11 protein-coding genes are annotated in these 23,197 nt (G+C 53.5%); 6 read left to right on the plus strand and 5 right to left on the minus strand.

Translation table 11 applies throughout. From position 1 onward, the window contains the following. The first annotated feature begins 240 nt into the window (after window positions 1–240). The 5 genes from MBOO_RS13645 to MBOO_RS06130 all read left to right on the plus strand — a co-directional run bounded on the left by MBOO_RS13645 (window position 241) and on the right by MBOO_RS06130 (window position 15,290). Entirely contained in the window at window positions 241–12,480 is a 12,240-nt protein-coding gene (locus tag MBOO_RS13645) for a tetratricopeptide repeat protein (RefSeq protein WP_012106718.1), read from the plus strand. A 255-nt stretch (window positions 12,481–12,735) separates the two neighbouring features. Beyond that, window positions 12,736–13,575: a slipin family protein gene (locus MBOO_RS06115; protein WP_012106719.1), complete on the plus strand. Its 840-nt coding sequence runs from the start codon at window positions 12,736–12,738 to the stop codon at window positions 13,573–13,575. Between the two features lie 53 nt (window positions 13,576–13,628). Further along, entirely contained in the window at window positions 13,629–13,850 is a 222-nt protein-coding gene (locus MBOO_RS06120) for a hypothetical protein (RefSeq protein WP_012106720.1), read from the plus strand. Between the two features lie 85 nt (window positions 13,851–13,935). Further along, a complete protein-coding gene (locus MBOO_RS06125; RefSeq protein ID WP_012106721.1) occupies window positions 13,936–14,661 on the plus strand; it encodes an HAD family hydrolase in 726 nt (241 codons plus the stop codon). Between the two features lie 86 nt (window positions 14,662–14,747). Next, the gene (locus MBOO_RS06130) at window positions 14,748–15,290 is read left to right on the plus strand and encodes a pyruvoyl-dependent arginine decarboxylase (RefSeq protein ID WP_012106722.1); all 543 of its coding nucleotides are present in this window, start codon (window positions 14,748–14,750) and stop codon (window positions 15,288–15,290) included. 1,429 nt (window positions 15,291–16,719) lie between these two features. On the opposite strand, the gene MBOO_RS06140 is transcribed toward MBOO_RS06130, so the two are convergent. Next, the gene (locus tag MBOO_RS06140; RefSeq protein ID WP_157677613.1) at window positions 16,720–17,058 is read right to left on the minus strand and encodes a protease inhibitor I42 family protein; all 339 of its coding nucleotides are present in this window, start codon (window positions 17,056–17,058) and stop codon (window positions 16,720–16,722) included. A gap of 255 nt (window positions 17,059–17,313) precedes the next feature. Then, window positions 17,314–17,937, minus strand: a complete 624-nt coding sequence (locus tag MBOO_RS06145) for a hypothetical protein (protein WP_012106724.1) — start codon at window positions 17,935–17,937, stop codon at window positions 17,314–17,316. A gap of 1,012 nt (window positions 17,938–18,949) precedes the next feature. On the opposite strand from MBOO_RS06145, the gene MBOO_RS06155 reads away from it, so the two are divergent. Beyond that, complete coding sequence (locus tag MBOO_RS06155; RefSeq protein WP_012106725.1) at window positions 18,950–19,639, plus strand: hypothetical protein; 690 nt, start codon at window positions 18,950–18,952, stop codon at window positions 19,637–19,639. A 300-nt stretch (window positions 19,640–19,939) separates the two neighbouring features. Here the strand turns inward: MBOO_RS06155 and MBOO_RS06160 are convergent, their stop codons facing one another. The 3 genes from MBOO_RS06160 to MBOO_RS06170 are packed head-to-tail and all read right to left on the minus strand — an operon-like array spanning window position 19,940 to window position 22,510. Further along, on the minus strand, window positions 19,940–20,878 hold the full coding sequence (locus MBOO_RS06160) for an LPXTG cell wall anchor domain-containing protein (protein WP_012106726.1): 939 nt from the start codon (window positions 20,876–20,878) through the stop codon (window positions 19,940–19,942). Between the two features lie 22 nt (window positions 20,879–20,900). Then, the gene (locus tag MBOO_RS06165; protein WP_012106727.1) at window positions 20,901–22,229 is read right to left on the minus strand and encodes a hypothetical protein; all 1,329 of its coding nucleotides are present in this window, start codon (window positions 22,227–22,229) and stop codon (window positions 20,901–20,903) included. Next, window positions 22,214–22,510, minus strand: a complete 297-nt coding sequence (locus MBOO_RS06170; RefSeq protein WP_012106728.1) for a hypothetical protein — start codon at window positions 22,508–22,510, stop codon at window positions 22,214–22,216. Before MBOO_RS06170 ends, MBOO_RS06165 begins: the two co-directional genes overlap by 16 nt. Window positions 22,511–23,197: the final 687 nt, after the last annotated feature.

Below are 23,197 nucleotides of genomic sequence, written 5' to 3' on the forward strand. Positions count from 1 at the left end.
AACATGCAGTTTTCCGGTGTGTTTCCTGTTCCCGCAAACATGCCTGGTATCTGCTTAAACCAGTTACCTACTGGGTGGTTATAAAAATAGTATTCATAAATAGGGTTACACTAATATATACCGGAAAGGGTATATGCCGAATTTCCCCACCTGTTGGTACATACGGTGTTGCAACAAAGCCGGTACCGGCACAGGCGCGAGGAAAAGTTGGGAGAATCACATGAGGGGAGATAATTTTCCATGAGCAGGAGTGACGCTGAAGCGCTGATGCGGCAGGGTACCGAACTCTATGACCTGGGCCGGCACCAGGAAGCCGTGGTCATGTTTGACCGGGCCCTCACCCTCTTTCCCAAGCTGCCAAAGGCCCATTATTTCAAGGGAATTGCCCTGTATGACCTTGGGAGGTACGAGGATGCTCTCGATTCCTACGATCACGCACTCGCGCTCGACCCCTCTGATATCAACTCCTGGTACAACAAGGCAGCGACACTTGCGCAGATCGGCAGGAATAAGGAAGCGCTCGATGCCTGCGACCGGCTTATCGCGCTCCGGTTCGATAACGCGGAGGCGTGGATCCTCAAGGGAATATCCCTTTATGAACTGGGGCGATTCCGCGATGCAATATCTGCCTATGATCATGCACTTGCCATCGATCCCACCTATGCAAAGGTCTATTATAACAAGGGAATCGCCCTTGCGGATCTCGGCCGGCATGATGAAGCGATTGCCGCATACGGGAAAGCTGTCGGGATCGTTCCTGAATATGCAAAGGCATACTACAACATGGGCATATCCCTGTACGAGATCGGGAGGTACGATGAGGCCCTTGGTGCATTCGAGAAGGCGCATGACCTTGATCCTTCCGATCCATGGGTCTGGTACTACCGTGCGTTTATCCTCGCAAAGCAGGAGCGGTATGCCCAGGCCGCAGAAGCCGCCGGGGTCTTTCTCTCTTTTGAGCCGGAGCACGCGGATATCTGGGTGATCCAGGGCATTTCCCTGTACCGGCTCCGGCGGCTTGATGAGGCGGCAGACGCGTTCGATCGCGCTATCGAGCAGGACCCCCTCGCACCCGATGCGTGGCTTTACAAGGGCTTCTCATTATTCGATATGGAGCGGTACGAGGACGCCACGTATGCTCTCGACAAAGCTGCAGAGCTTTCACCGCAAACCACGAAGATTTACTATACCCGGGGCAAAGCCAACCAGCGTCTTGGCAAATACCGTGAAGCAGTTGCTGATTTCGACCGGGCGCTTGCCGCGGAACCGGAGAACGCCGATGCCCTGTACAGCCGCGGAGTTTCCTGTATCCACCTGAGCCGGTACGATGAATCCCTCAGTGTGTTTGACCGGATCCTGGCTTCACAGGGAGATCATGCCGGTGCCTCCTATTTCCGGGGGGTGGTTCTTTCCCGTCTTGGCAGGCAGGATGAGGCCATCAGTGCATTCGAACACACGCTTGCCATTGACCCGGGATGCGCATCGGCCGCCTACCAGATAGGTCTTGCCTCGGCAAGCCTGGGACGTTACAGCGATGCTGTTGCTGCGTATGACCGTGCACTGAAGATCCGCCCCGATTACCCGGATGCTGTGTACCACAAGGGCTTTGCGCTTGCAAAACTGGGTAACAGCGAAGATGCCCTGCTCGAATTTGACCGGGCCTTAACGGAGAACCCGGGCAATGCCCCGGCATACCACCAGAAAGGCCAGCTCCTGGTCAGGACCGGCAGGCTCGAAGAAGCACTGGAGGCCCTGAATAAGAGTATTGCGCTGAAGCCGGATAACGCACAGGTGTATTACGATAAGGGCAGCGCGCTCCTGAAGGCCGAGCGGTTCGGTCCCGCCCTTGAGGCATTTGATCAGGCCATCGGGATCTATCCCAATTACGTGAATGCGTACTACAACAAGGGGATCGCTTTTTCCCGCACAGGAATGCGCAAAGAAGCACTTGAGGCGTTCGATCATGCCATAGCGATCGATCCCACTCATACGCTTGCCCTGTACCATCGGGGAACCATGCTCTCCGGACTGGGACGGTACGCTGATGCGGCCGCTGCGTACGATGCCGTGCTTGCCCTCTCTCCCCAGAATACTTCCGCACTCTATGAAAAAGGCGTAGCGCTTATGCAACTTTCCCGGTGGAAAGATGCAGCCGAGGCATTCGGGCAGGCAGTCGAACAGGACCCGGGCCTTATTGACGCCTGGCTGGCTTTTGGAACATGCAATGCAAACCTGGGGAAATTCCCTGATGCGATTGCTGCTTTTGACCGGGTAATTGCACTTTCTCCGAAAAATACGCAGGCATTTATCCACAAGGGTATTGCGCTAGTAACTACCGGAAAGTTCGAGGAAGCAATTGCCGCACTCAACCGCGCGCTGGAAGATGCCCCCCGTGACGAACGGGCATGGTACTACAAGGGCATGTCCCTTGCAGCCCTCCAGCGTTTTGAAGAGGCGGTCCGGTCATTTGAGCGGGTACTGGAGATCAACCGCCGGTGCTCCCCGGCATTTTTCCAGAAAGGAAATGCCCTCGCCCATCTCGGAAAACAGCTGGAAGCCATTATTTCGTACGACCAGGCACTGGAGATTGATCCTGATAACCCGGTCACGCTGTACCAAAAGGGAATAGCGCTTGCACAGCGTGAGAGGTACGACGATGCAATAAAAACGTTCGAGCGATTGCTCACGCTCGAACCGGAGAATGCCCAGGCACTCTATTACCTTGGCATCGCGTATGCAGGAAGGCAGCGGTTCGATGAGGCTATCGTTGCATTCGAACGGTCCCTTGAGATCGATCCAAAAAATCCCCTTGCCCACCATTATATGGGAGTTTCACTGGTGGAGTGCGATAGGTATGACGATGCCCTCCGCTCGTTCTCCGAGGCCCTGTTGCTTGATGCGTCAAATGCATCCACCTATTATTACCAGGGGATTGCCTTCCTGCAGTCCCACCAATACGAGGAGGCTATCGCCGCGCTTAATACGGCAATCCGCATGGATACATCGCTTTCCGATGCGTTCACGTACCTTGGCATTTCCCTTGCCCGGCTCGGACGCCATGACGAAGCAGTTGCCGCTCTCAACCGGAGCCTTGCCGCAAATCCCTCGCAGATGGAAGCGCTTGTCTGCCGGGGCGAATCCCTCATGGTCCTCCAACGGTATGCTGATGCCGTAGAGACGTTTGACCGGATCCTCTCTTTAAACCCGAACGTGATTTCGGCATGGATGCAGAAAGGAGCCGCGCTCGAACGCCTGGTTAAAAAGCAGGATGCACTGGCGGTCTATACCCGGGTCCTTGAGATCAACCCGGGTAACGCAGATGCATGGGCCCGCAAGGGTGTCCTGCTCCAGGATCTGGGAAGAACCGCTGAAGCGGTTACCGCATTTTCAAAAGCTCTCGATATCAATGCCGGTATCGGTGGGATCTGGATGCACAAGGGCGATGCCCTCAGCACGCTGGGGAAGACTTCGGAAGCTGCAGAAGCATATGCCGAGGCCTTAAAACTGGATCCCGATCAGGAAGAGGGATGGATTAAGGGAGGAAGGGCCCTTTTTGATCTGGGACGGTACCAGGATGCTATTGATGCATTCGATAATGCGATCGCCCTCAACCAGCGGAGCACTGTTGCGTTCCTGTACAAGGGATTTTCTCTCGAAAAGATCAACCGGGCCGGTGAGGCACTCCAGGTCTTTGAAGTACTTCTGGAAATCGATCCGCACAACAGCGAAGCCCATTATCACATGGGCCTTGCACTTGCCGGATCAGGCAGGCCAAAAGATGCACTTGCTGCCTTTGAATCTGCACTAAAGATCCGGGACACCTTTGCCCCGGCGTGGTACAACAAGGGAAAGATGCTCCTTGACCTGGGAAAATACCAGGAAGCCCTGGCTGCATTTGACCAGGCGCTCGAACGCGAGCCGGCCTATACTGAAGTTTTTTACAGCAGGGGGGTGGCGCTTTCCAAGCTCGGGCGTTTCCCCGAGGCAATAGAAGCGTTTGAGAGGAACCTGGAAAAAGATACCAGCAACGCCCCGGGCTACTATTTCAAAGGAATTGCCCTCTCCAAACTGGGGCGGTACCAGGAAGCACTGGATGCATTTGACCGTGCGCTTGTGTACGATCCCGAGAATGCCCTTGTCTATTTCCAGAAAGGCCGGGCGCTGGACGGCCTGAACCGGTTTCAGGAAGCGGTTGCTGCATTCGAAAAAACCCTTGCGCTTAAACCCCGGTATTCTGAAGCGCGGATGCGCAAGGGCATCTCGCTCTACAACCTGGGCCGGTATGCTGATGCTATCCGCGACTTTGACCGGACCATTGCCGAGAACCCCCATAATTTCCATGCCTGGTACCAGAAGGGCAGGGCCCTTTTTGACTCTGGCAGCTATACCGAAGCGATCGATGCTTATGATCGTGCACTCGAAGTGGAATCGAGCTACCCAGAGGCCCATTACCACAAGGGTCTTGCCCTGTACGAGCTGGGCAGGTACGAGGAGGCCCTCCTGTCCTATGATCAGGCGCTTGAGAGCAACCCCCATCTTGATTATGCCCTCTTCCACCGGGGCGCAGCCCTCATGAAACTGGAACGCTACCGCGAAGCGGTACAGGCGTTTGATGCAGCTCTTTTGCTCCTTCCGAAGTATGCACCGGCCCACCACCTCAAGGGTGTATCGCTTGCCGCACAGGGACTGTACCAGGATTCCATTTATGCATATGACCGGGCGCTTGAATGCGATCCGGGTAGTGGTGAATCTGCCCTGAATAAGGCCATGTCCCTCCACAACCTGGGGCAGGACGAGGACGCACTTGCAGCTGCCGTTAAGGCTATCGAGATCCAGCCGGATTTTGCTGAGGCCTGGAGGTATCGGGGTCTGATCCTTTCCAATCTGGGAAGATACCAGGAATCTGTCGAAGCCCTGGATCACGCACTTGCCGGAGATCCAAAGAATGCCCGGGTCAACTACCAGAAAGGCCGGGCTTTTGACGGTCTCGGGCAGTACGAAAACGCAATCTCTGCATACGATGCCGCGCTTCAGGCACAACCGGATTGTATCCCTGCACGTATGCACAAGGGAGAGGCGCTCCTCTTCATCTCCCGATTCCGCGACGCAACCAAGGAGTTCGGGAAGATCCTCACCGAACACCCGGATAATGCCGAAGCCTGGATTAAGATGGCCCGGGCCCGGTTTTCACTTGGCGACTATACCGAGGTTATTGAGGCATGCGATCACGCGCTCCGGTTCAATGCAGACTCTGCAGAGGCCCTTTTGTACCGCGGCCTTGCGCAGTACGAACTTGGGAGGTACGAAGAGGCAGTCGAGTCCCTGGCCCGCGCGGAACAGATAGATTCCCATCTTGAACAGGCGGTTTACCATCTCGGGGCTGCGCTGCTGAAACTCGAGCGGTACGGCGACGCAATCCCGGCGTTTGACCGGGTGCTTTCCCTTAAGCCGGATCAAGCCACTGCCCATCATCTCCGTGGTGTCGCACTTGCTGCACAGGGTATGTACCCGGAGGCAATTTCCTCCTTTGAAAATGCACTCCGGTACGATCCCCGGAGCGCCGAATCGGCGCTTAACAAGGCCATTGCCCTGCACAGCCTGGGCAGGGACGAGGAATCGATCCTGGCTTCAGATATTGCCCTTGGGATCCAGCCGGATTTTGCCGAGGCCTGGTATTATAAGGGCGTTGCCCTCGAAACCCTGAAAAGGTACGCCGATGCCGTGCCGGCGTTCTCACGTTCACTCGAACTGGACAGCACTACCACCCATGCCTGGTTTGAGATGGGGCTCTGCCTTGTCGAACTCCAGCGTTACGAAGAAGCCGCAGGTGCGTTCGATCATGTCCTTGGCCTGGTGTCCGATTATCCCCCGGCATACTTCCACAAGGGGAGAGCACTTGCCCTCCTTGGAAAATACGAAGAGGCTGTTGTGGCATTTGACAGCGCCCTTGCAATAACCCCGGGAGATGCGATCGTCCTCTCTGCAAAAGGACACGCGCTTGAATCCCTGAAAAAGTACCGGGAGGCAGCGGCTGCATTTGAGGAAGCGACATCTGTCAATCCGGCGGCCGCAGACGATTACTATCACCTGGGTCTTGCATATATCGAGCAGCACCGGGATGAAAAAGCAATCGCGGCTTTTGCAAAAACGCTCAGGATTGACCCGGAGAATCCCGACGCCCTTTTCCAGGCCGGTATTGTGCTTGCCCGTCTGGAAAAATACGATGAGGCGATCGGGCTTTTTGACCGGTATCTTGAATTGGGAAAGGAGAATGCCGGGATCCTTTACGAGAGAGGCTGTGCATACTTCGCGCTCCAGAAATACAGTGAGGCAATTGCCTCGTTTGACCGTGCGCTTGCGCTGGATGCAAACCACATCGGTGCCCTGGTCAAGAAAGGCCAGTCACGTGCAAATCTGGGGCAGTACGAAGAAGCAGTAACCCTCTTTGACCGTGTTATCACGCTCGACCCTGAGAATGTCATCGCACATTTTGTCATGGGCACTGCACTGGCCCGCCTGGCCCGGTACGAGGATGCCGTGGTTGCGCTTGACCGGGCTCTTGAATATGACGGGAACAATGCACGCATTTATGCCTGCAAGGGATACTCCCTGTACCGCCTTGGCCGGTTCAAGGAGTCTGCAGAATCCTTTGCAAAAGCCCAGAAACGCGAGCCAAAGGATCCCTTCAGCCTGAGGTTCCGGGGCAAATCCCTCCTGCATAACGGGAAATGGGAGGAAGGCATAGCGATCTTCGACAAACTGCTGGGGATAGAGCCAAAGAGTGCTGATGCCTGGTATTACAAAGGGATTGCCTATTCGCACCTGTCCCTCCATGATGAGGCGCAGGAATCCTTTGAGCAGGCCCTGACAATTGACGGGGAGTGTGCTACTGCCTGGTACCAGAAAGGGCTGGTGCTCTTTGAACGGGAGCGCTTCGAAGAGTCCCTGCCGGCATTTGAACGGGCAGCAGAGCTCGCCCCGTCAGTACAGGACTATGCATTCAGGAACGCACTTTGCCTCTTTATGCTGGAGAGGTACCCGGAGGCCATATCCGCCTTCGATCGTGCCCTGACTCTCGGTCCCGAGACTGCGGTTATCCAGTACTACCGCGGCCGGGCCCTTGCCGAGATGCGGGATTACGGTGTGGCACTTGATGCGCTCAACCGGGCCATTGGCCTTGATCCGGAAAACTCATTTACCTGGCTTGCCAAAGGCAGCGTGCTGCTGGCCCAGAAAGACGGGGCCGCGGCAGTTGCAGCATTCGACCAGGCCCTGGTGCTGGATCCCAAAGCCGCAGACGCAGCGTTCTTTAAAGGCGAGGCTTTTTCACTTCTTGGAAACGATGAGGAGGCCATACATGCGTACGACCTTGCGCTCAGCCTTGAATCCGCATATCCTGAAGGATCGTTTAAGAAAGGGCTTGCCCTTCTCCGGCTGAAAAATTATAACGGCGCGATCGAGGCATTTGATGCGGCGATCCAGTTCGTGCCCGGGCATGCACAGGCACATTACCACAAGGGACTCGCCCTGTTCGCACTGGGTAAGAATGAGAAAGCGATACGCTCCTTTACTCACGCGCTCGAACACGATCCCTCCCTTTCCGATGCGTTATTCCACACCGGTCTTGCATATGCAGCGCTGAGCCGGTACTCCCCTGCACTTTCTGCGTTTGATAAACTTCTTGAATCCGGGCCGCAGAACGCTGAGGCATTGTTCCAGAAGGGAAGGATGCTTGCAAAACTGGGCCGGCCTGATGAGGCCCTTGCAGTTCTTGAAACCTCCCTTGGCCTGGAAAACAACATTGCCGATGTCTGGCTGCTTAAGGGAAGCGTACTTCTTGAGCAGGAGCGTCTGGAAGATGCACTCGAAGTGTTTGACCGGGCATTGGCCCTCACACCGGAGAATAATGCTGCATGGTACCGGAAAGGCAAGGCATTCTCCGGCCTGCACCGGTACCCCGAAGCAATCCAGTGCTTTGACCGCGTGGTTACTTCCGATACTGGTTGTGCACAGGCATGGTTCCGGAAAGGGAGTGCGCTTCTTTCAAACGGGGATCTGAGGGCTGCTATCGAAGCGCTCACAAAAGCGCTCGAACTCAAACCCGACAATGCAAACGGGTGGTACGACCGGGCAGTTGCACTTGCGGGCCTGGGAAGGTATGAAGAATCCATCCCCTCATATGACCGGGCCCTGTCCCTCAACCCGAAGTACACAAGCGCCTATTTTGACAAGGGATCGGCGCTCTCCCGCCTGGGCAGAGACCGGCAGGCAATCGAGGCATTCGAGATGGCCTCGGCAATAGATCCGGAGTTCGCGGTCGCATATCTGGAGAAAGGCCTTGCCCTTGCCCGTCTTTCCAAAAACAAGGAAGCGGTTGCAGCATTTGATGCCACTCTTGCCCTTGATCCGGCAAACGTTCCTGCACTTTTCAACAAGGGACTTGCCCTCGCAAACCTCAAGAAATTTGCAGATGCCATTACCGTGTTCGATGCAGCCCTCCGCATTGATGCAAAACACTACGAGGCCTGGTTTGCCAAAGGATATGCCCAGTCCCGGCTCCGGCATTATGATGATGCTGTCGGGGCATTTGACCATGCACTTGCCATCGATCCCGGGCGGTACGCGGTATGGTATGAAAAAGGAGTGGCACTTGCCCGGGCGGGTAAAAACGATGAAGCAGTTGCCGCATTCTCTGAAGCAATTGCACGTGATGACAAAAAACCCGAAGCCCAGTACGAGAAAGGCCGCGCTCTTCTCGAACTCGGAGAGGATGAGCAGGCAGTTACCTCGTTTACCCGGGCCCTTGATCTGGACACATCCTTTGGGGACGCAGCTTATTACCTCGGTCTTGCCCTTGAGCGTGTCGGGAAGTTTACCGATGCGATAACCGCATACGACCGGATGGTTGCTGCGCGGCCCGATCATTCCGATGCCTGGTACCACCGCGGTATCGCATCAGAGCGCCTTGGCAGGGATAACGATGCGGTCCAGGCGTACGAGAAGGCCCGGCAGATCGAGCCCCACAATCTTCCGCTCCTCTTTGCCGATGGCAGGGCATGGGCCAGGCTTGGCCAGTTCGAAGATGCAATCCATCTCTTTGACATTGCCCTTGGAAAAGAGCCCGGCAACGGCGAGATCCTCTTTGAGAAGGCAAAAGCACTTGCTGCCCTTGGCCGCCATGATGAGGCACAGGAGATCTTCCGGCTGGCGTTTACCCAGCTCACCGATAATTACGAACCGGCGTACCTTCGCGGACTCTCGCTTCTTGCGCTTGAACGGTATGAAGATGCGGACATGGCGTTTGATGCAGCGCTTTCCCTGAGCCCGGACCTCCCGGAGATCTGGGAGAAAAAAGGCGGAGCACTGATGCATGCCGGCAATTACGAAGGCGCAGTTGCAGCATTCGATCACGCCATCTCTCTTTTGCCTGACGATCCCGGTGCGTACCTGGAGCGTGGCCGGGCTCTTGCCGCACTCAACAGGAACGATGAGGCGGTTGCCTCATTTGATCAGGTACTTGCCCTTGAGCCGGCAGATCCGGTGGCAAGCTTCGAACGGGGCCGTGCCCTCTATTACGCGGCAAAGTACGAGCATGCCGTTGAGGCGCTTGATACAACCCTTTCCAGCGATCCCCGGCACCCGGGCGCATTGTACTTCCGGGCTGCATCTCTTGCAGCCCTGGAAAGATATGCCGAAGCTGCCGAATCGTTCGAACGCCTTCTTGTGTATACTCCGGAGAATGCGGATGCCTGGTATGAGCAGGGCTGCGTGCTGGCCCGGCTCCGCCACTACGATGAAGCAATTGCTGCATTCGACCATGTCCTTAACCTGGTGCCGGAACACTTCGATGCCCTGTTCCAGAAGGCCCGGGCGCTTGACGACCTGGGGAAGTACAGCGAGGCTGTAACCAGCTATTCTGCAGCCCTTGCCCTGAAGCCTTCCGATGCAAAGACCCACTATTACCGGGGTGTCTCCCTTGCAGAGAACGGGCAGCCAGAGGAGGCAGTCAAGGCCTTTGATGCGGCCCTGGAGATCGACCCGGTCTTTTCCGATGCGCTCTTTGCCAAAGGAAAGGCACTGCTCACCCTCGGGATGTTCCGCGAGGCAGTCAAGACCTTTGACAAGACCCTGCTCATAGAAAAGAACTATGCCGGGGTCTATTTCCACAAGGGTCTTGCTCTTGCCGAACTCGGGCGGCACGATGAGGCAATCACTGCATTTGATAAGGACATAGATCTTGATGCCGGCAATAACGACGCTTTCTACCACAAAGGGGTCTCTCTTGCTGCCACGGGAAAGCTTACTAATGCGATGGAGGCATTCGATCACGTGATCCAGGCAGATCCCGGTTCCGTCCAGGGCTGGCTTCACCGGGGGATGGCGCTCTTTGATCTTGGCAGGTTCAATGATGCCATCTCCTCGTACAAAAAAGCGCTTGAGATCGGTCCCACCAATGCAGATGCCTGGTACCTGGTGGGCCGGTCCTATTACGCACTCAATACGTACGACGAAGCTATAGCAGCATTTGACCGGGCGCTCGATCTCCAGGGCGAATTTGCCGAAGCCTGGTATTACAAGGGGCGGACCCTTTTTGCAATGGGCAAATACGGCGAAGCCGTTTCCGCGTACGACAGTACGCTCGTCCTTCGCCCCAAGCACGATGAGGCATTCTACCACAAGGGTATGGCCCTTTTGAAACTCCAGCGGGCAGGGGATGCGGTCTCTGCATTCGACCAGGCACTGCGGCTCCGCCCGAACTTTTCGTACATCTGGACCGGGAAAGGAATGGCCCTTGCCGCACTGGACCGGCATAAGGATGCAATCTCCTGCTACACCAAGGCAATCGCCCTTGACCGGAAAGATTCCCGGGCCTATTACCAGGCCGGGCTCTCGTATCTTTCCCTTGGGCGGTACCAGGATGCAATCAGGAATTTTGAGGCAACGCTTGTCCAGCATCCGTCCTGCGCCCGGGCATTCTACGCCAAGGGCCGGGCCCTCTGCGGTGTCTCCATGTTCCACGAGGCAATCACCTCGTTTGACAAGGCCCTCTCCGAGCAGTCGGATTATCCCGAGGCATGGCTCTACCGGGGAATAGCCGAGGCAAACCTCGAAGAGTTTGAGGAGGCGCTGGACTGCTACAACCACGCCCTTGCACAAAACGAGTCCTACGCGACAGCCCTCCTCAACAAGGGCCGGGCGCTTATCCACCTGGAGCGGACCGGTGAAGCGCTTGCGGCGATTGAAAAAGTGCTCACCATCCAGCCGGAATCCGCGGATGCATTTTACTATAAAGGCCGCGCCCACCTGAACCGCAGGCAGGATGATGACGCCATTGACGCTTTTAACCGGGCGCTTGCGATCAACCGGCAGTTTGCCGAGGCGCATTATTACAAGGGAACTGCACTGGCACGCAAAGGACAGTACGAGGAGGCTGTTGCAGCCTTTGATGCAGCCCTGCGGATAAAGAGCGATTACCCCGAGGCATTTTACGAGAAAGGCCGGGCACTTTTCCACCTTGAGCGGTCCAAGGAGGCGCTTGCAGCGTATGACCAGGCCCTCTCTGCAAATCCCGGGTATGCAGAAGCAATCTTCCAGAAAGGACGGACGTATATTACCCTCCAGAACCCGGACGGGGCGATCCGGTCATTCGACCGCGCCCTCGAGGTCAACCCGTCCTGCTTCCAGGCACACTACTGGAAAGCGCGGACGTTGTACGATGAGGGCAGTTATGATGCAGCCATCACGGAATATGACCGGGCGATTGCAATAAAACCGGATCGGCCCGAGCTCTACCGCGACCGAGGTCTTGCCTATGCGGCAATCGATCAGTACCGCGAGGCCATCAAATCCTATGACAAGGCGCTGGAGCTTGATACCCACGGTGCCGACGCATTCTCCCACAAGGGAAGTTCGCTTGCCGAGCTGGGGATGTACCGCGACGCGCTCGAAGCATTTGAGAAAGCTATCGAGAAGGATCCGGAACTTGCGACCTCCTGGTTTGGCAAGGGAAATGTCCTCTATGATCTTGGCAAGTTTACCGAAGCCTGCGCGGCGTATGACGAGGGCCTCCGCCGCGACCCGGAGAATGCCGTGGGCTGGACGCGGCGGGGCATGTCCCTTGCCGGCTTAAACGATCATAAGGCTGCGATCGAGTCTTATGACCGGGCCCTGGCAATCGATCCCTCGTTCTCGATCGCGTACTTCACCCGGGGCAGCGCTTTTGAAGCGCTCGGCCAGTTTGAGGAGGCCGAAGCCTCCTTCCGGGCCATGATCTCCCTCCAGCCCGACTTTGTGGATGCCTGGATCCACCAGGGCCGGGCCCTTCAGGAACAGGAGAAATACCAGGAAGCCCTGACCTCGTTCAAACGCGCCCTTGAGATCGATCCGTCAAGAAAAGAGATCTGGAACGACGTCGGCTCGACACTTGACAAACTGGGCAAGCATGAAGAAGCCCAAATCTGTTACGAGAAAGCCCTGTAATCCTCGTTCTATTCTCTTTTTTGATTTGTAAAGGATTTTAGTTTCCCCATTTTTTTGCAGGATGCGTTCTATAGCCGGGTTTTAAGTATTAACCATCCGATGAATTCCCGGTTTCCGGCTTTTTCTGGCCGACAAAAGATCCGGTTTTAGTACCACGCCTGATCCAGCCGTTGAGGCATTGCCCGTTCGATCACGCATATATGCTCCGGCAGATATCCTCCTGTATAACCGATCTGTACGGGAAGGTGGCCGATTGTGGATATACCAGCGTTTTACCTGTTTGCCGGAATTGTGATCCTGATTATTGCGGTAGTTCTCCTTGCGATGGCGATCAAGATCGCCAACCAGTGGGAGCGGGCGGTTGTCCTGTTCCTGGGGAGATTTGTAGGAATCCGGGGGCCGGGGATTTTTCTCATTGTCCCGTTCCTGAGCCGGGTTGCATACTGGATTGATCTCCGGGTCATTACGACTTCGTTCAATGCAGAACAGACCTTAACAAAAGACACGGTGCCGGTCAATGTTGATGCGGTATTGTTCTGGCAGGTTATTGACGTGCAGAAGGCGGCACTTGAGGTCAAGGATTACCGGGATGCGATCTCACTTGCCTCGCAGACTGCGCTCAGGGATGTTATCGGCAAAACTCTCCTTGCGGATATGCTTGCCGGGAGAGAAGCGATCGATGCCGAGCTCCAGAAGATGATCGGGAACCGGGTAAGTGGCTGGGGCATCAGGATCCTTTCTGTGGAGATCCGTGATGTCGTAATCCCGGGATCTCTCCAGGATGCCATGTCCATGCAGGCCCAGGCCGAGCGCGAACGGCAGGCCCGGGTCATCCTTGGGGATTCCGAGCGGCAGATTGCCGAGAAGTTCGAGCAGGCTGCAAAAAGTTACGAGAACAATCCTACTGCTCTTCACCTCCGGGCCATGAACATGCTGTACGAAGGGCTCAAAACAGGAAATGCTACCATTGTCCTTGTACCGGCGACCGCGCTTGAATCCATGAACCTTGGGGCAATTACCGGCACAACCGCACTTGCAGAGACGCTCGCAAAAGAACCAAAGCAGAAAAAAGATCAACCGCTGGAACAGCCGTAATCGTATACGGGGTGGCAGGAATATTCATTACCTTTCCTTTCTGATCGGGTAGTATGCAGGATATTGTCAGCAGCAGGAAAATGGAAAACGGTATCGTGGTTTTCTGGGACGAGAATGGAGAGAGGCTCTATGAATCGTTCAATTATTCCGATCTCCAGGACATGAGTATCAACGCGCTCGATCTTATTGAACGGCCAGGATCCTACAAGATCGATCCCCGGGCCCATACCCTTGTGGTCCGGAAATATGTGACCAGCCCCGGTTACAAAAAGTAATTCGTGCACGGCACATGACGGCGGGTGGGGGATCCCTTACCCATATCGATCCTATTTTGGCCTTGCAGCACGGAAAAGTACGTGCGTGAGCAAGGAATCTTTTCAGGAGGATATTCGCACAAGACCGGCCCGTGCGCTCCTCTTTGACATGGACAATACCCTTTTCGATCTGGTCGGGGCCCAGATTGCTGCCTGCGAAAGCGTAGTGCGCCATCTCGGTTACGATGACGGTGACGATCTTTTCCTGTACTTCCTTAACGGCTCCCACGGCTTTGAATCAACGGAGAATATCCGGCAGTACATGGAGGAGCGCCGGATCCCCACAAACGGCATGTACGAGCAGGCCTGCCGGATCTATGCAAGCGAGAAACTCCGCAATGTCACGCCCTACCCCGGTGTCGCAAAGACCCTTGCAGCAGTCCGGGAACGGGGCTATACGATGGCCCTTGTCACCGATGCGGAACATCCCGATGCCCGGCTCCGGCTGGACAAATGCGGGCTCACCCGGTTTTTTGATTGCATGGTGACGTATGACAAAGTCGGCGTCAAGAAACCTGCGCCCGATCCGTTCCTTGCGGCCCTGAGAGCCGTGGATGCGAGGCCCCACGAGGCCCTCTTTATCGGTGACAGCCCGCGCCGGGATATCGAGCCCTGCAACAAGCTCGGGATCCGTACCGTGTATGCGCGGTACGGTGACCGTTTCTCAAAAACCCGGGACAATATTGCGGCCGATTTCGTGATCGACCGCATGGACGAGCTCCTCCGGATCCTTGCGCCCATCCCCGTTGCCGGTTCCCCGCCCGGAACGTGAATTGCGCCGGATACGCTAAGAATGAATGCCTGTTTTTGGATTATCCTGACCAAAAATTTAAAAATGCCTCACGGTGTATAAAAATTATGTTTGTTCCATCGAGGATCTTTTTCACCAAGGGGGTGGGAATCCATAAAGATCGGCTGGCTTCATTTGAGCTGGCATTGCGCAAGGCCGGCATTGAAAAATGCAACCTTGTGTACGTATCCAGTATCTTTCCCCCTAACTGCAAACAGATCCCGACCCGGACCGGCCTGCGTGAACTCCAGTCCGGTGGCATTACGTTCTGCGTGATGGCGAGGAACGAGACAAACGAGCCAAACCGGCTGGTCTCGGCCGCAGTCGGCCTTGCCCTTCCCAAGGATGTGGAAGAGTACGGGTACCTCTCCGAGCACCATGCATTCGGGGAGACCCAGGAAAGGACCGGGGAATATGCCGAAGATCTTGCGGCAACCATGCTTGCGACCACACTTGGTATCGAGTTCGATGCAAATGCGGCCTGGCAGGAACGCGAGCAGACCTATAAGGCAAGCGGTAAGATCATCCGGACCAAGCATGTCTGCCAGTCGGCACAGGGTGACAAGAACGGCCTGTGGACAACAGTCATTGCGGTTGCGGTTTTTCTCTGATGTTGATTTTCCTGAAACTTATCCCTCACCATTTTTGACTCTTTAAATCCCAGATCCGATCGCTTTTGAAAATTTCAAGCGGCTGAGTTGAGTTTTTTTCGGAAATGATCATGGGTGTTCCCCCACATTTTACAGACAATGGGGTGGGGGCGATTGATTCTGAAATCGATCGGTCCGATCATTTTTTTTGTGGAGCACAAAGCGGGGGGAGGGTGGCTACCGTTGATCCCTGTGGGCGAATGGTCGCCCCGATCAATTTTGAAATTGGCCGGACCGATCGATCTTGAAAATGATCGGACCGATCATCATGTCTCGTCAGAAGTTCCTGTGGAAGATCAGGTTAAGGTACTGGAACAAAAGAGATCGCCCCGACCTGTTTTGAAATTGATCGGACCGACCGGTTTTTTCGCGGAGCGGGAAGTGAGGGGGAGGGGGCGACCAATTTTTTTGAAGGTGGGGTGGGTGGGGTCGATCTGTTTGAAAATTGCCGGGTCGCGGACCGGATTTTTTCTGAAAATCTTGTGCGGCTGAGCCGGGAATTTTTTGGCATCTCCGGTTCGCGTTTCAGACTTTTCCGGAAATCTTCGGACCGGGCCGGACGATTTCTGGTTGTGTGTGAGGGATCGCGGGGGCTGTCACCCCCACACCCCAGCAAACGAGTAATGCCGCCTTCCGGTACCGGGTTTTCTCTCATCAAATCCCCCGGTTCGTACTCAAAAAATACGCCCGTAAAACGCTTCTTTTAGGTTCATGTGAAAAATGTGCATTATATGGTCTCTGTTTGCCAAAATACGCCCAATTTGAGTCCCATATAATGCCCATAATTGGGCAATAACGGCCCATTACGGGCCTTTGTTTTCAGGATCGACCGAAAGCCCATTTGGGGTGAGATCAGGGCAGGAAATGGCCTTTATGAGAACTTTATATTTCGTCCGTTTGACAAAATACGGCCATTTTGGGCTTGTTTTAAAAAGAAGCCCGATACGGGCTTTTTGGGATCTAAAAAAGGGTCATCCGAGCTCAATTTGGGCCCGGAATAGGGTAGGTCTGATCAATTGGGTGGAGGGGTGAGGATCCCTTTCCTAATAGAGGAGATAAGATGCTGTCACAGTGTACGGAAAAAGATCAAATTGTCTCTGCCAGAAAAAACAAAAAGATCGTTTCAATGTCTATGAGAAATCGTACAATAAATTTTTTCCGGATTACTGAATTGAAGCGATGCCCTACGCGCAAAATGCCTCGTCGGGTTTTGCGCTACGCACTTACCGGGATCCGAACACGTGAACCAGTGGATGGTACGGCCCAGTAAGCGGCGGAGAAGCCCGGGTGCACGCACTCGCCCAGCGAGGGCCCGAGAGGGGCGCTCGCAGCGGGAGAGGGCTCAACTATTTTCAGGACTCCGTCGCCGCTCACGATCACCGGTAACTCATTACTCGACAACTACCGTCAGGTCAAACTTGTTGTGAGGAGCGGTATTCCCGGAGAAACTGGTATATCCGCTTATAGTCTGAACCCCGGTACCGATCACGGTGACATTCCACGCGTGGGTATACCTCTCTATATGTGCGCTGGTTATGGGATACTGCGAGGGCGTCCTGTTTAGATAAGAATAGTATGTGATGATCCCTTCATCAATAACCTGGAGACCGGGACTTGCATCCATCGTCCAATACCCGCCCATCCTCGAAGGATCGGAGAGCTCAATTCTTATAGAATTGTTCAGTTTCGCACAGATAACAGCACCGTTCTGTGTCGCGTTGATGCTCATAGTTTGTCCTGACAATAATGATTCCGTACATTGTACTGCCGTTGGAGTTTGCTGAACTGAGCCGAGGCATCCCGCAACAAGGAGGATTATGAAGAGAATTATCCCGGCCATTACCATTCCCGGTTTTTGTGGATTCATATTCACCGCAAGACCCATTTCCTATGATGTCACTTTTTCCGGTTCCTGCCGTTTAAGGTTTCTGTCCAAAGGTTCCAACAGACCTGTTGGGATATTCCGGCTGCTACACTAATTCTCCTAAATTCGTCGGTTTCGCCTGCATATGGATCCCACAATTACCATTGCCGCAATCACCACGACAGGTATTGCCACGGATAAGGGTGATGACCGGGTCGTCGGATTTGTCGGGACATAAATCGTAGTAGAGACAGGGAAGGGCGTTTCCTGATCGTCCGCGGAATTTGCGGATGGAGAACTTACCGGTAACGACATAATTGCCCCAGTCGGGAGAGATTCAGCCGGCAGCATGTAAAAGAGCTCGCGGTCATACGCCTGAGCACTGGTAACCATCACGACATATTCCCCCGGGGTAACTGCATCAGGTGTGGGTACCTGGCAGCAACCGGGCCCGAAAGTCTCCCAGAGATAGGTCGTGGCATTGCACGACCATACATTGACACTGTCCTGTCCTGGCTGGACGGTCACGTTGGCAACCAGTCCGGACCCGGCACCTCCCGGGTTAAAATTCGTTGTTTCGATCACCAACTGGAGGACATTTCCCGCCGCAAGATTCGTCGTACCATTGATAAAGAAAGGACTGTCTATCGTATGGTTACCGATAGGATCGATGGTGATGAAGGGTGTTGTTACGGGTGTTACATTTTCAGCGCCGGCTATCGGGATACCTGTGATTACTACCATGAGTAGAATCCCTATCAGGAATTCCTTTTTCACCACAATTCGATCTCCCTTTTATGCTCCTTGAGCTGCGGTCATTATGGCTCTAACTGACAACAATAGTCCAGTTAAGTGTCTTCTCCGTGCGTGGGTCGTTTGTTATATAGAACTGGAGATTTGCATTTATTGTCTGTACGCCGGTATTTGTCATAGACACATTCCATCGGTCTATACCTCGCTCCATTCCCGGTCCGTTATACGTTTCAGCCGCTTCTTCTGTGAGAGGAGTCCCATTCATATAATAATGATACAAAGTTACACCCTCATCGGTGATCTGAAGACCGGGACTCGCATTCATTATCCACTGATGACCGGTTCTAGACGCATCTACCAGTTCGAGAGTGAGTGAACTGCCCGGCTTTGCACAGATAGTAGTACCATCCTGCGTTTCGTTTATCGTTACATTTTGTCCGGGTACTAACGTTGCCGAACAGGGCCCAACCACTGGGGCCACAGTCAGGTTTTGCTGAATCGTCACTGTTTCCGTCACCGTTTGCACTGGGGACAGCGATGGGGAAGGTTGCACGGATGCATTATTCAGGTCCGGCTTTTGCCCGTCGGACCCGAGACAGCCGACCGATAACACAACTATGAGAAGAACCATCCCGACCGCTACCCCTCCTAATTTTTGTGGAATCATTTTTACCGCAAGATCCTTTTCCTATTATGTCACTTTTTCCGGTTCCTGCCGTTTAAGGTTTCTGTCCAGAGATTCCAACTGCCAGTTGGAAAATGGGGACACAAAAGATAAAACCCTGCGCCGGGATATTTTTAACGAGCCTAAACTGATGATCGGTACAGGTGACGTGATATTTTGAGGACCTGTCAATCCTTTGTGGGGGAATTCGATAAAGCATTAGTAAAAAATTCATGTATACTCCCTAAAGACGTTACAAAAACACAAGAAAAGTTACGTATCGGCATATCCTGTGTACATGCCAGCTGATCTGCTCTGAATGAAAGATTGTTGATATTCATGGTTGTAGAGGGATATACTGGAATCCAATGGGCGCTCAAAAATTCGTTTGTTCTCGTTGTACTGGGTGTTGTATTTCTCTACATCGTCATGGGACTGGGTCTTCTTGGGACTTCCCTGCCCGTTATCGTTCTCGTCCTTCTTTTCGTCCTTATCATTCCCGCCCTCATTTACCGGGTTTTAAGAAAAATCGTTGATCCGGTTCCATTCTGGCTGCCTCTGTTTCCGGTCATTCCGGTAATCGTTCTTTTCTCCAGCGGTCATCTCGGTGGAGCAGGCCTTCTCGAAAATATCATCATCCCGTTTTCCCTGATATTCCTGCTCTCCACTTTGGCAGTGATCGGCCCCTACCCTCTTTTTGAGGAAAAGATCGGTGCAAAAAACCCCTGGCAGGTATTTACCCTTATGTCATTTGTGGGTGTGGCTCTGTTCTTTTTCTCGACCATGGGAGAGAGCCTTGCGGGGCAGCCGCTGCCACAATATTCCTCTACATTCCCTCTTTCCGGTTGGATTTTTGATGGCCTGGCAAACATTCTGCATCTTCAGGATGTCGTCTACGCATTCGATTCCCACGTGTACAGTATTCTCTGGGCCTGCTCTTTTTACCTTGAGGTTTTTTTCGTTGCATTCCTGTATTATGCAGTGCTGGGCTGGGTCTCGTCTGCCAGTGCCGATACAGGCAAGGCATGAACTGATGTAGCACGGGGGCCGGACCTTCATATCACGGGCATACGCAGTTTTTCTCATTTATCACCGGTACGACCTTGTTTATATTACCTGAGCGTCAGTTGGGAAATTTGGACAGAAACAGGGTCGGTTTTGTTGCGTCTGCGGTTGTCTGTACATTCTTTTAACGTGAAAAATTCATCAACAACCGCCAACGCAACAGCACCGGTGTGGCATTATTTGTTATGTCCGGCTAAAAAGGGAAAAAAGATCTGGATCTGATATTCCCCACGTGCGTAGCGACAAATACTCCACAGATATCACTTACTTGTTTTTCCTCTTGGAAACTCCCACCCAGACAAGACTGATTATAGCGAGGATACCTGCAATACTGAAAAACAATACCGGTGTTCCGGAAGCACCAGTGGTGTTACTCCCGACGACTCTGAACTCGGCGGTCCCGGTACCCGTAATATTGGATTTCTGCCAGCCGACCGTTACAAAATAATCCCCGGTGGGAAACGTCCCGGGACTGACAGCAAAGGACCACGTGTTTGAGTCTGTCCCCGAATGGACTGCAGTGGTCGTGGAATATACCGGCTGCATGGTCTGGTTGGAGATGTTATGGAAAATCACCACGTTGAGAAGATTTTCGGTACCTACATTTGTCGTCCCGCTGAAGGTAATGGGGGTTCCGGAATCCCGGTTTTCAAGGACGGATGCATTTGCACCATCAAAATCAATTACGGGCTCTTCAACAATGAAGAAATACGGCGCAAAGGAATCGTCAACCCCGGAACGGTTTGAGGCTGATACAATGGAATCTACTTTGGATGAAACCGAGGTTGTAAAGTCTCCTGCGGGCCCGATATCTGCGCAGGTTTTTCCTTGATCCATGATCGTGATAGAGCCGTTTCCGGAAACATTCGGTTCAATCTCAAATTTCCGGTTTGCTCCCGGGTCCTGGACGATAAACGCATACTGGCCACTGGAAAAATTTCGGGTCACTGCCGGATCCAGAGTATATGAGAAAGTGCCATCACTGGACGGGTTTACGGTATCAACCGCAAAATAATTTTTCCCGACGATCCAGATCGCAACGGTCCCGTTGTCTGCACCGGTTCCATTGATCGTGAAATGATCACCCTTTGCAAGGGTGAGCGGACGACTGGATGTAAATGACACCGAAGCTGCAACAGGTATGATCATAATGACAATCATGATAAGAGCAACGCCGCTTGCTTTTCCAATACGTACGTTCATGGTTTAATCCTCCGAAATGTGGTCATAGTCGCTTCACTTTCCTTGATGCTCCTAAAGCTAAGCAGACTGCACTGACACCGGTCACCGGGATGAGCGCGGAGAGCGATGCCCGTGTTGGTGTAGGACGCGTTCCGGCCACGGGAGGAACCGAAAGGGTGGTGCCCGCCGGAGAAGTCACGTTATTTTCCGGCATGGCCGGAGCCGGCGTTGCCGTAGTTGTATCGGCCGGGGGCAGGTTGTCTGCCCTGAATAATGAAAGTGCTGGTGTATCGCCCCGGGTATCTTCAACCAGGAACAGGCCGTCAGAATATCCCACGATGTTTTGATCGGTCCAGGAAGGTAAAATCTGCCAGGTACTCCCGGTCCGGATATCGAATATTTTATCCTGACAGGATTCCTCGTTGGTGGCCTTGTCGGCCGCGTTGTACGCCGGACATTCAGTATATACTGCGTAATCACCGAAGATAAAGTCAAGATTCTGGTCCATTGACGTTGAAGGAACGGTCTGGGTCGTTCCCGATGATATCGTGTAAATAGAGACCCGCCAGAGAGGCCGCGGCGTCGCGAGCGGGTTCCCGAAATCCGTCCACCCGATATAGTTACCGGAAAGTGCAGCCTGGCCCTTGAGACCCGGTTCGGGACAGACAACCGTGTCCTTTCCGGTCACGATGTTGTAGAGGTTGATACTGCTCTCTGTGGCCGGACCGGAAGTATCAGTAACATCCTCATCATACGCATACCAGATAACATTTTCTCCGTTAATCTGTAGGCCGCCTTTCGCAGAAGGCGATTCATTGATGAGGGTCATCTCGTCTGTTGTCGTGTTTAAAAATGCGATGTCTGCCTTACGATAGGTTCCTGAAGGATATCCCTGGAACCAGACAACCCGGTCCCCATACACTGACGGCTCCCATCGTTGTATGCCCGGAAAGCCATTCCAGAAATAGGTCTTTTGTGAACCGGTAGTGTTTGTGTTCGGGATAATGTGATCGCGACCCAGGGCTATCGTATACTCATGCAATATGTTGGAATCGTTTGACCATACAATGGTACCATCAGACATTGTGTAACCGTCCGGCATTATCATTCCACCGGGTGACATTGCTATGAGCCGGGTGGAATTATCCGTAAGAGAATAAAGATAGAGCACTCCGCCAGCACTAATGTTATTCCAGAGAATGGAATCACCAGAAAAAATGAAAGAAGACGATTGCTCCGTGATGTTATCTGAGAGGATTTTCCCGACAAAGGTGAGGTTCATATACTGCACCTCTGTTGCAGGGGAGAGAGGGATCAGGATAAGCAGCGACAGCAGCCCGACAGACAGGATCCTTCTTATTGTTTTTCCCATGTCTTCTCCAGTACATCCAGTTTATTTTCGATTCGTGTGATCGATTGCTGGAGCAAAAGCAGGGTCTCCGGATTTTCAGAGAGTGGGTTCATTTTTTTCATTGCGTCAAGGTATCGTTCCTGCCGGGTGTCCAGCCAGTCCTTTAATGAGTCAATTAGCGCATCGATAAAAAGCATAGCCGTAATCCCGGCCCAGAGAATCCATAAATTGGTCATCATACAATACAATGATACCAGCGCGAATACGACAAGAGCTAAAACAGTTTTCACTTCTTTTTTCATTCAGGTACCTCTCTCTAGTAGGTAGCATGTATTTTCGGTTCAGGTGACCGAGGGTATTCACAGATGGATGTTCAGCACCTTTTCGTTTTATATTTTCTGTCCATATTTCCCAACGGGCAGTTGGGATCTTCGGACAGAAAACCTATTTTGGTTCATTGCGTAAGAAGGATACAGGAGTAATCGTTCCTCTCAGGGGGAATGAACATATGCTGATACCATGAGCGTGAAAAAGGGTTGGGCTTGGTTGTCAATCCGGCCCGGTTACATCTGTGGAGGACTTCTCCTCTTTTTCTGTGTGGTGCTGGCAGCCGGCTGTTTATCATCGTTTTCCGGGCCGGGGAATGCCAGCCTTTCCCCATCCTCATCCATGGTCTCGGTGTCCCCCGTATCGCAAGCATCAGGCCAGTGCCCGCAGGAGACAGCTGCAGGAAATGTCACGAATGCATCGGAGATCATTTTTGATCCCACACCCGGTCATGTATTTGGTGACACTTTCACCTTCTCCGGGACTACGAATTTGGCAGCCGGGGAAACTCTGTCACTGAAAATACTCTCCACCGAATTCACACCCTGCGCAAAAGGCACCGGGCCTTCAGATTTAGTGTCCGCCTGCAGTGGGGGATACTTCGATACAGTTATAATCCAACCGGGGAATTGTGGCGTAAATACCTGGACATGGATGGTTGA

It is taken from the genome of Methanoregula boonei 6A8 (assembly GCF_000017625.1).
Lineage (GTDB): Archaea > Halobacteriota > Methanomicrobia > Methanomicrobiales > Methanospirillaceae > Methanoregula > Methanoregula boonei.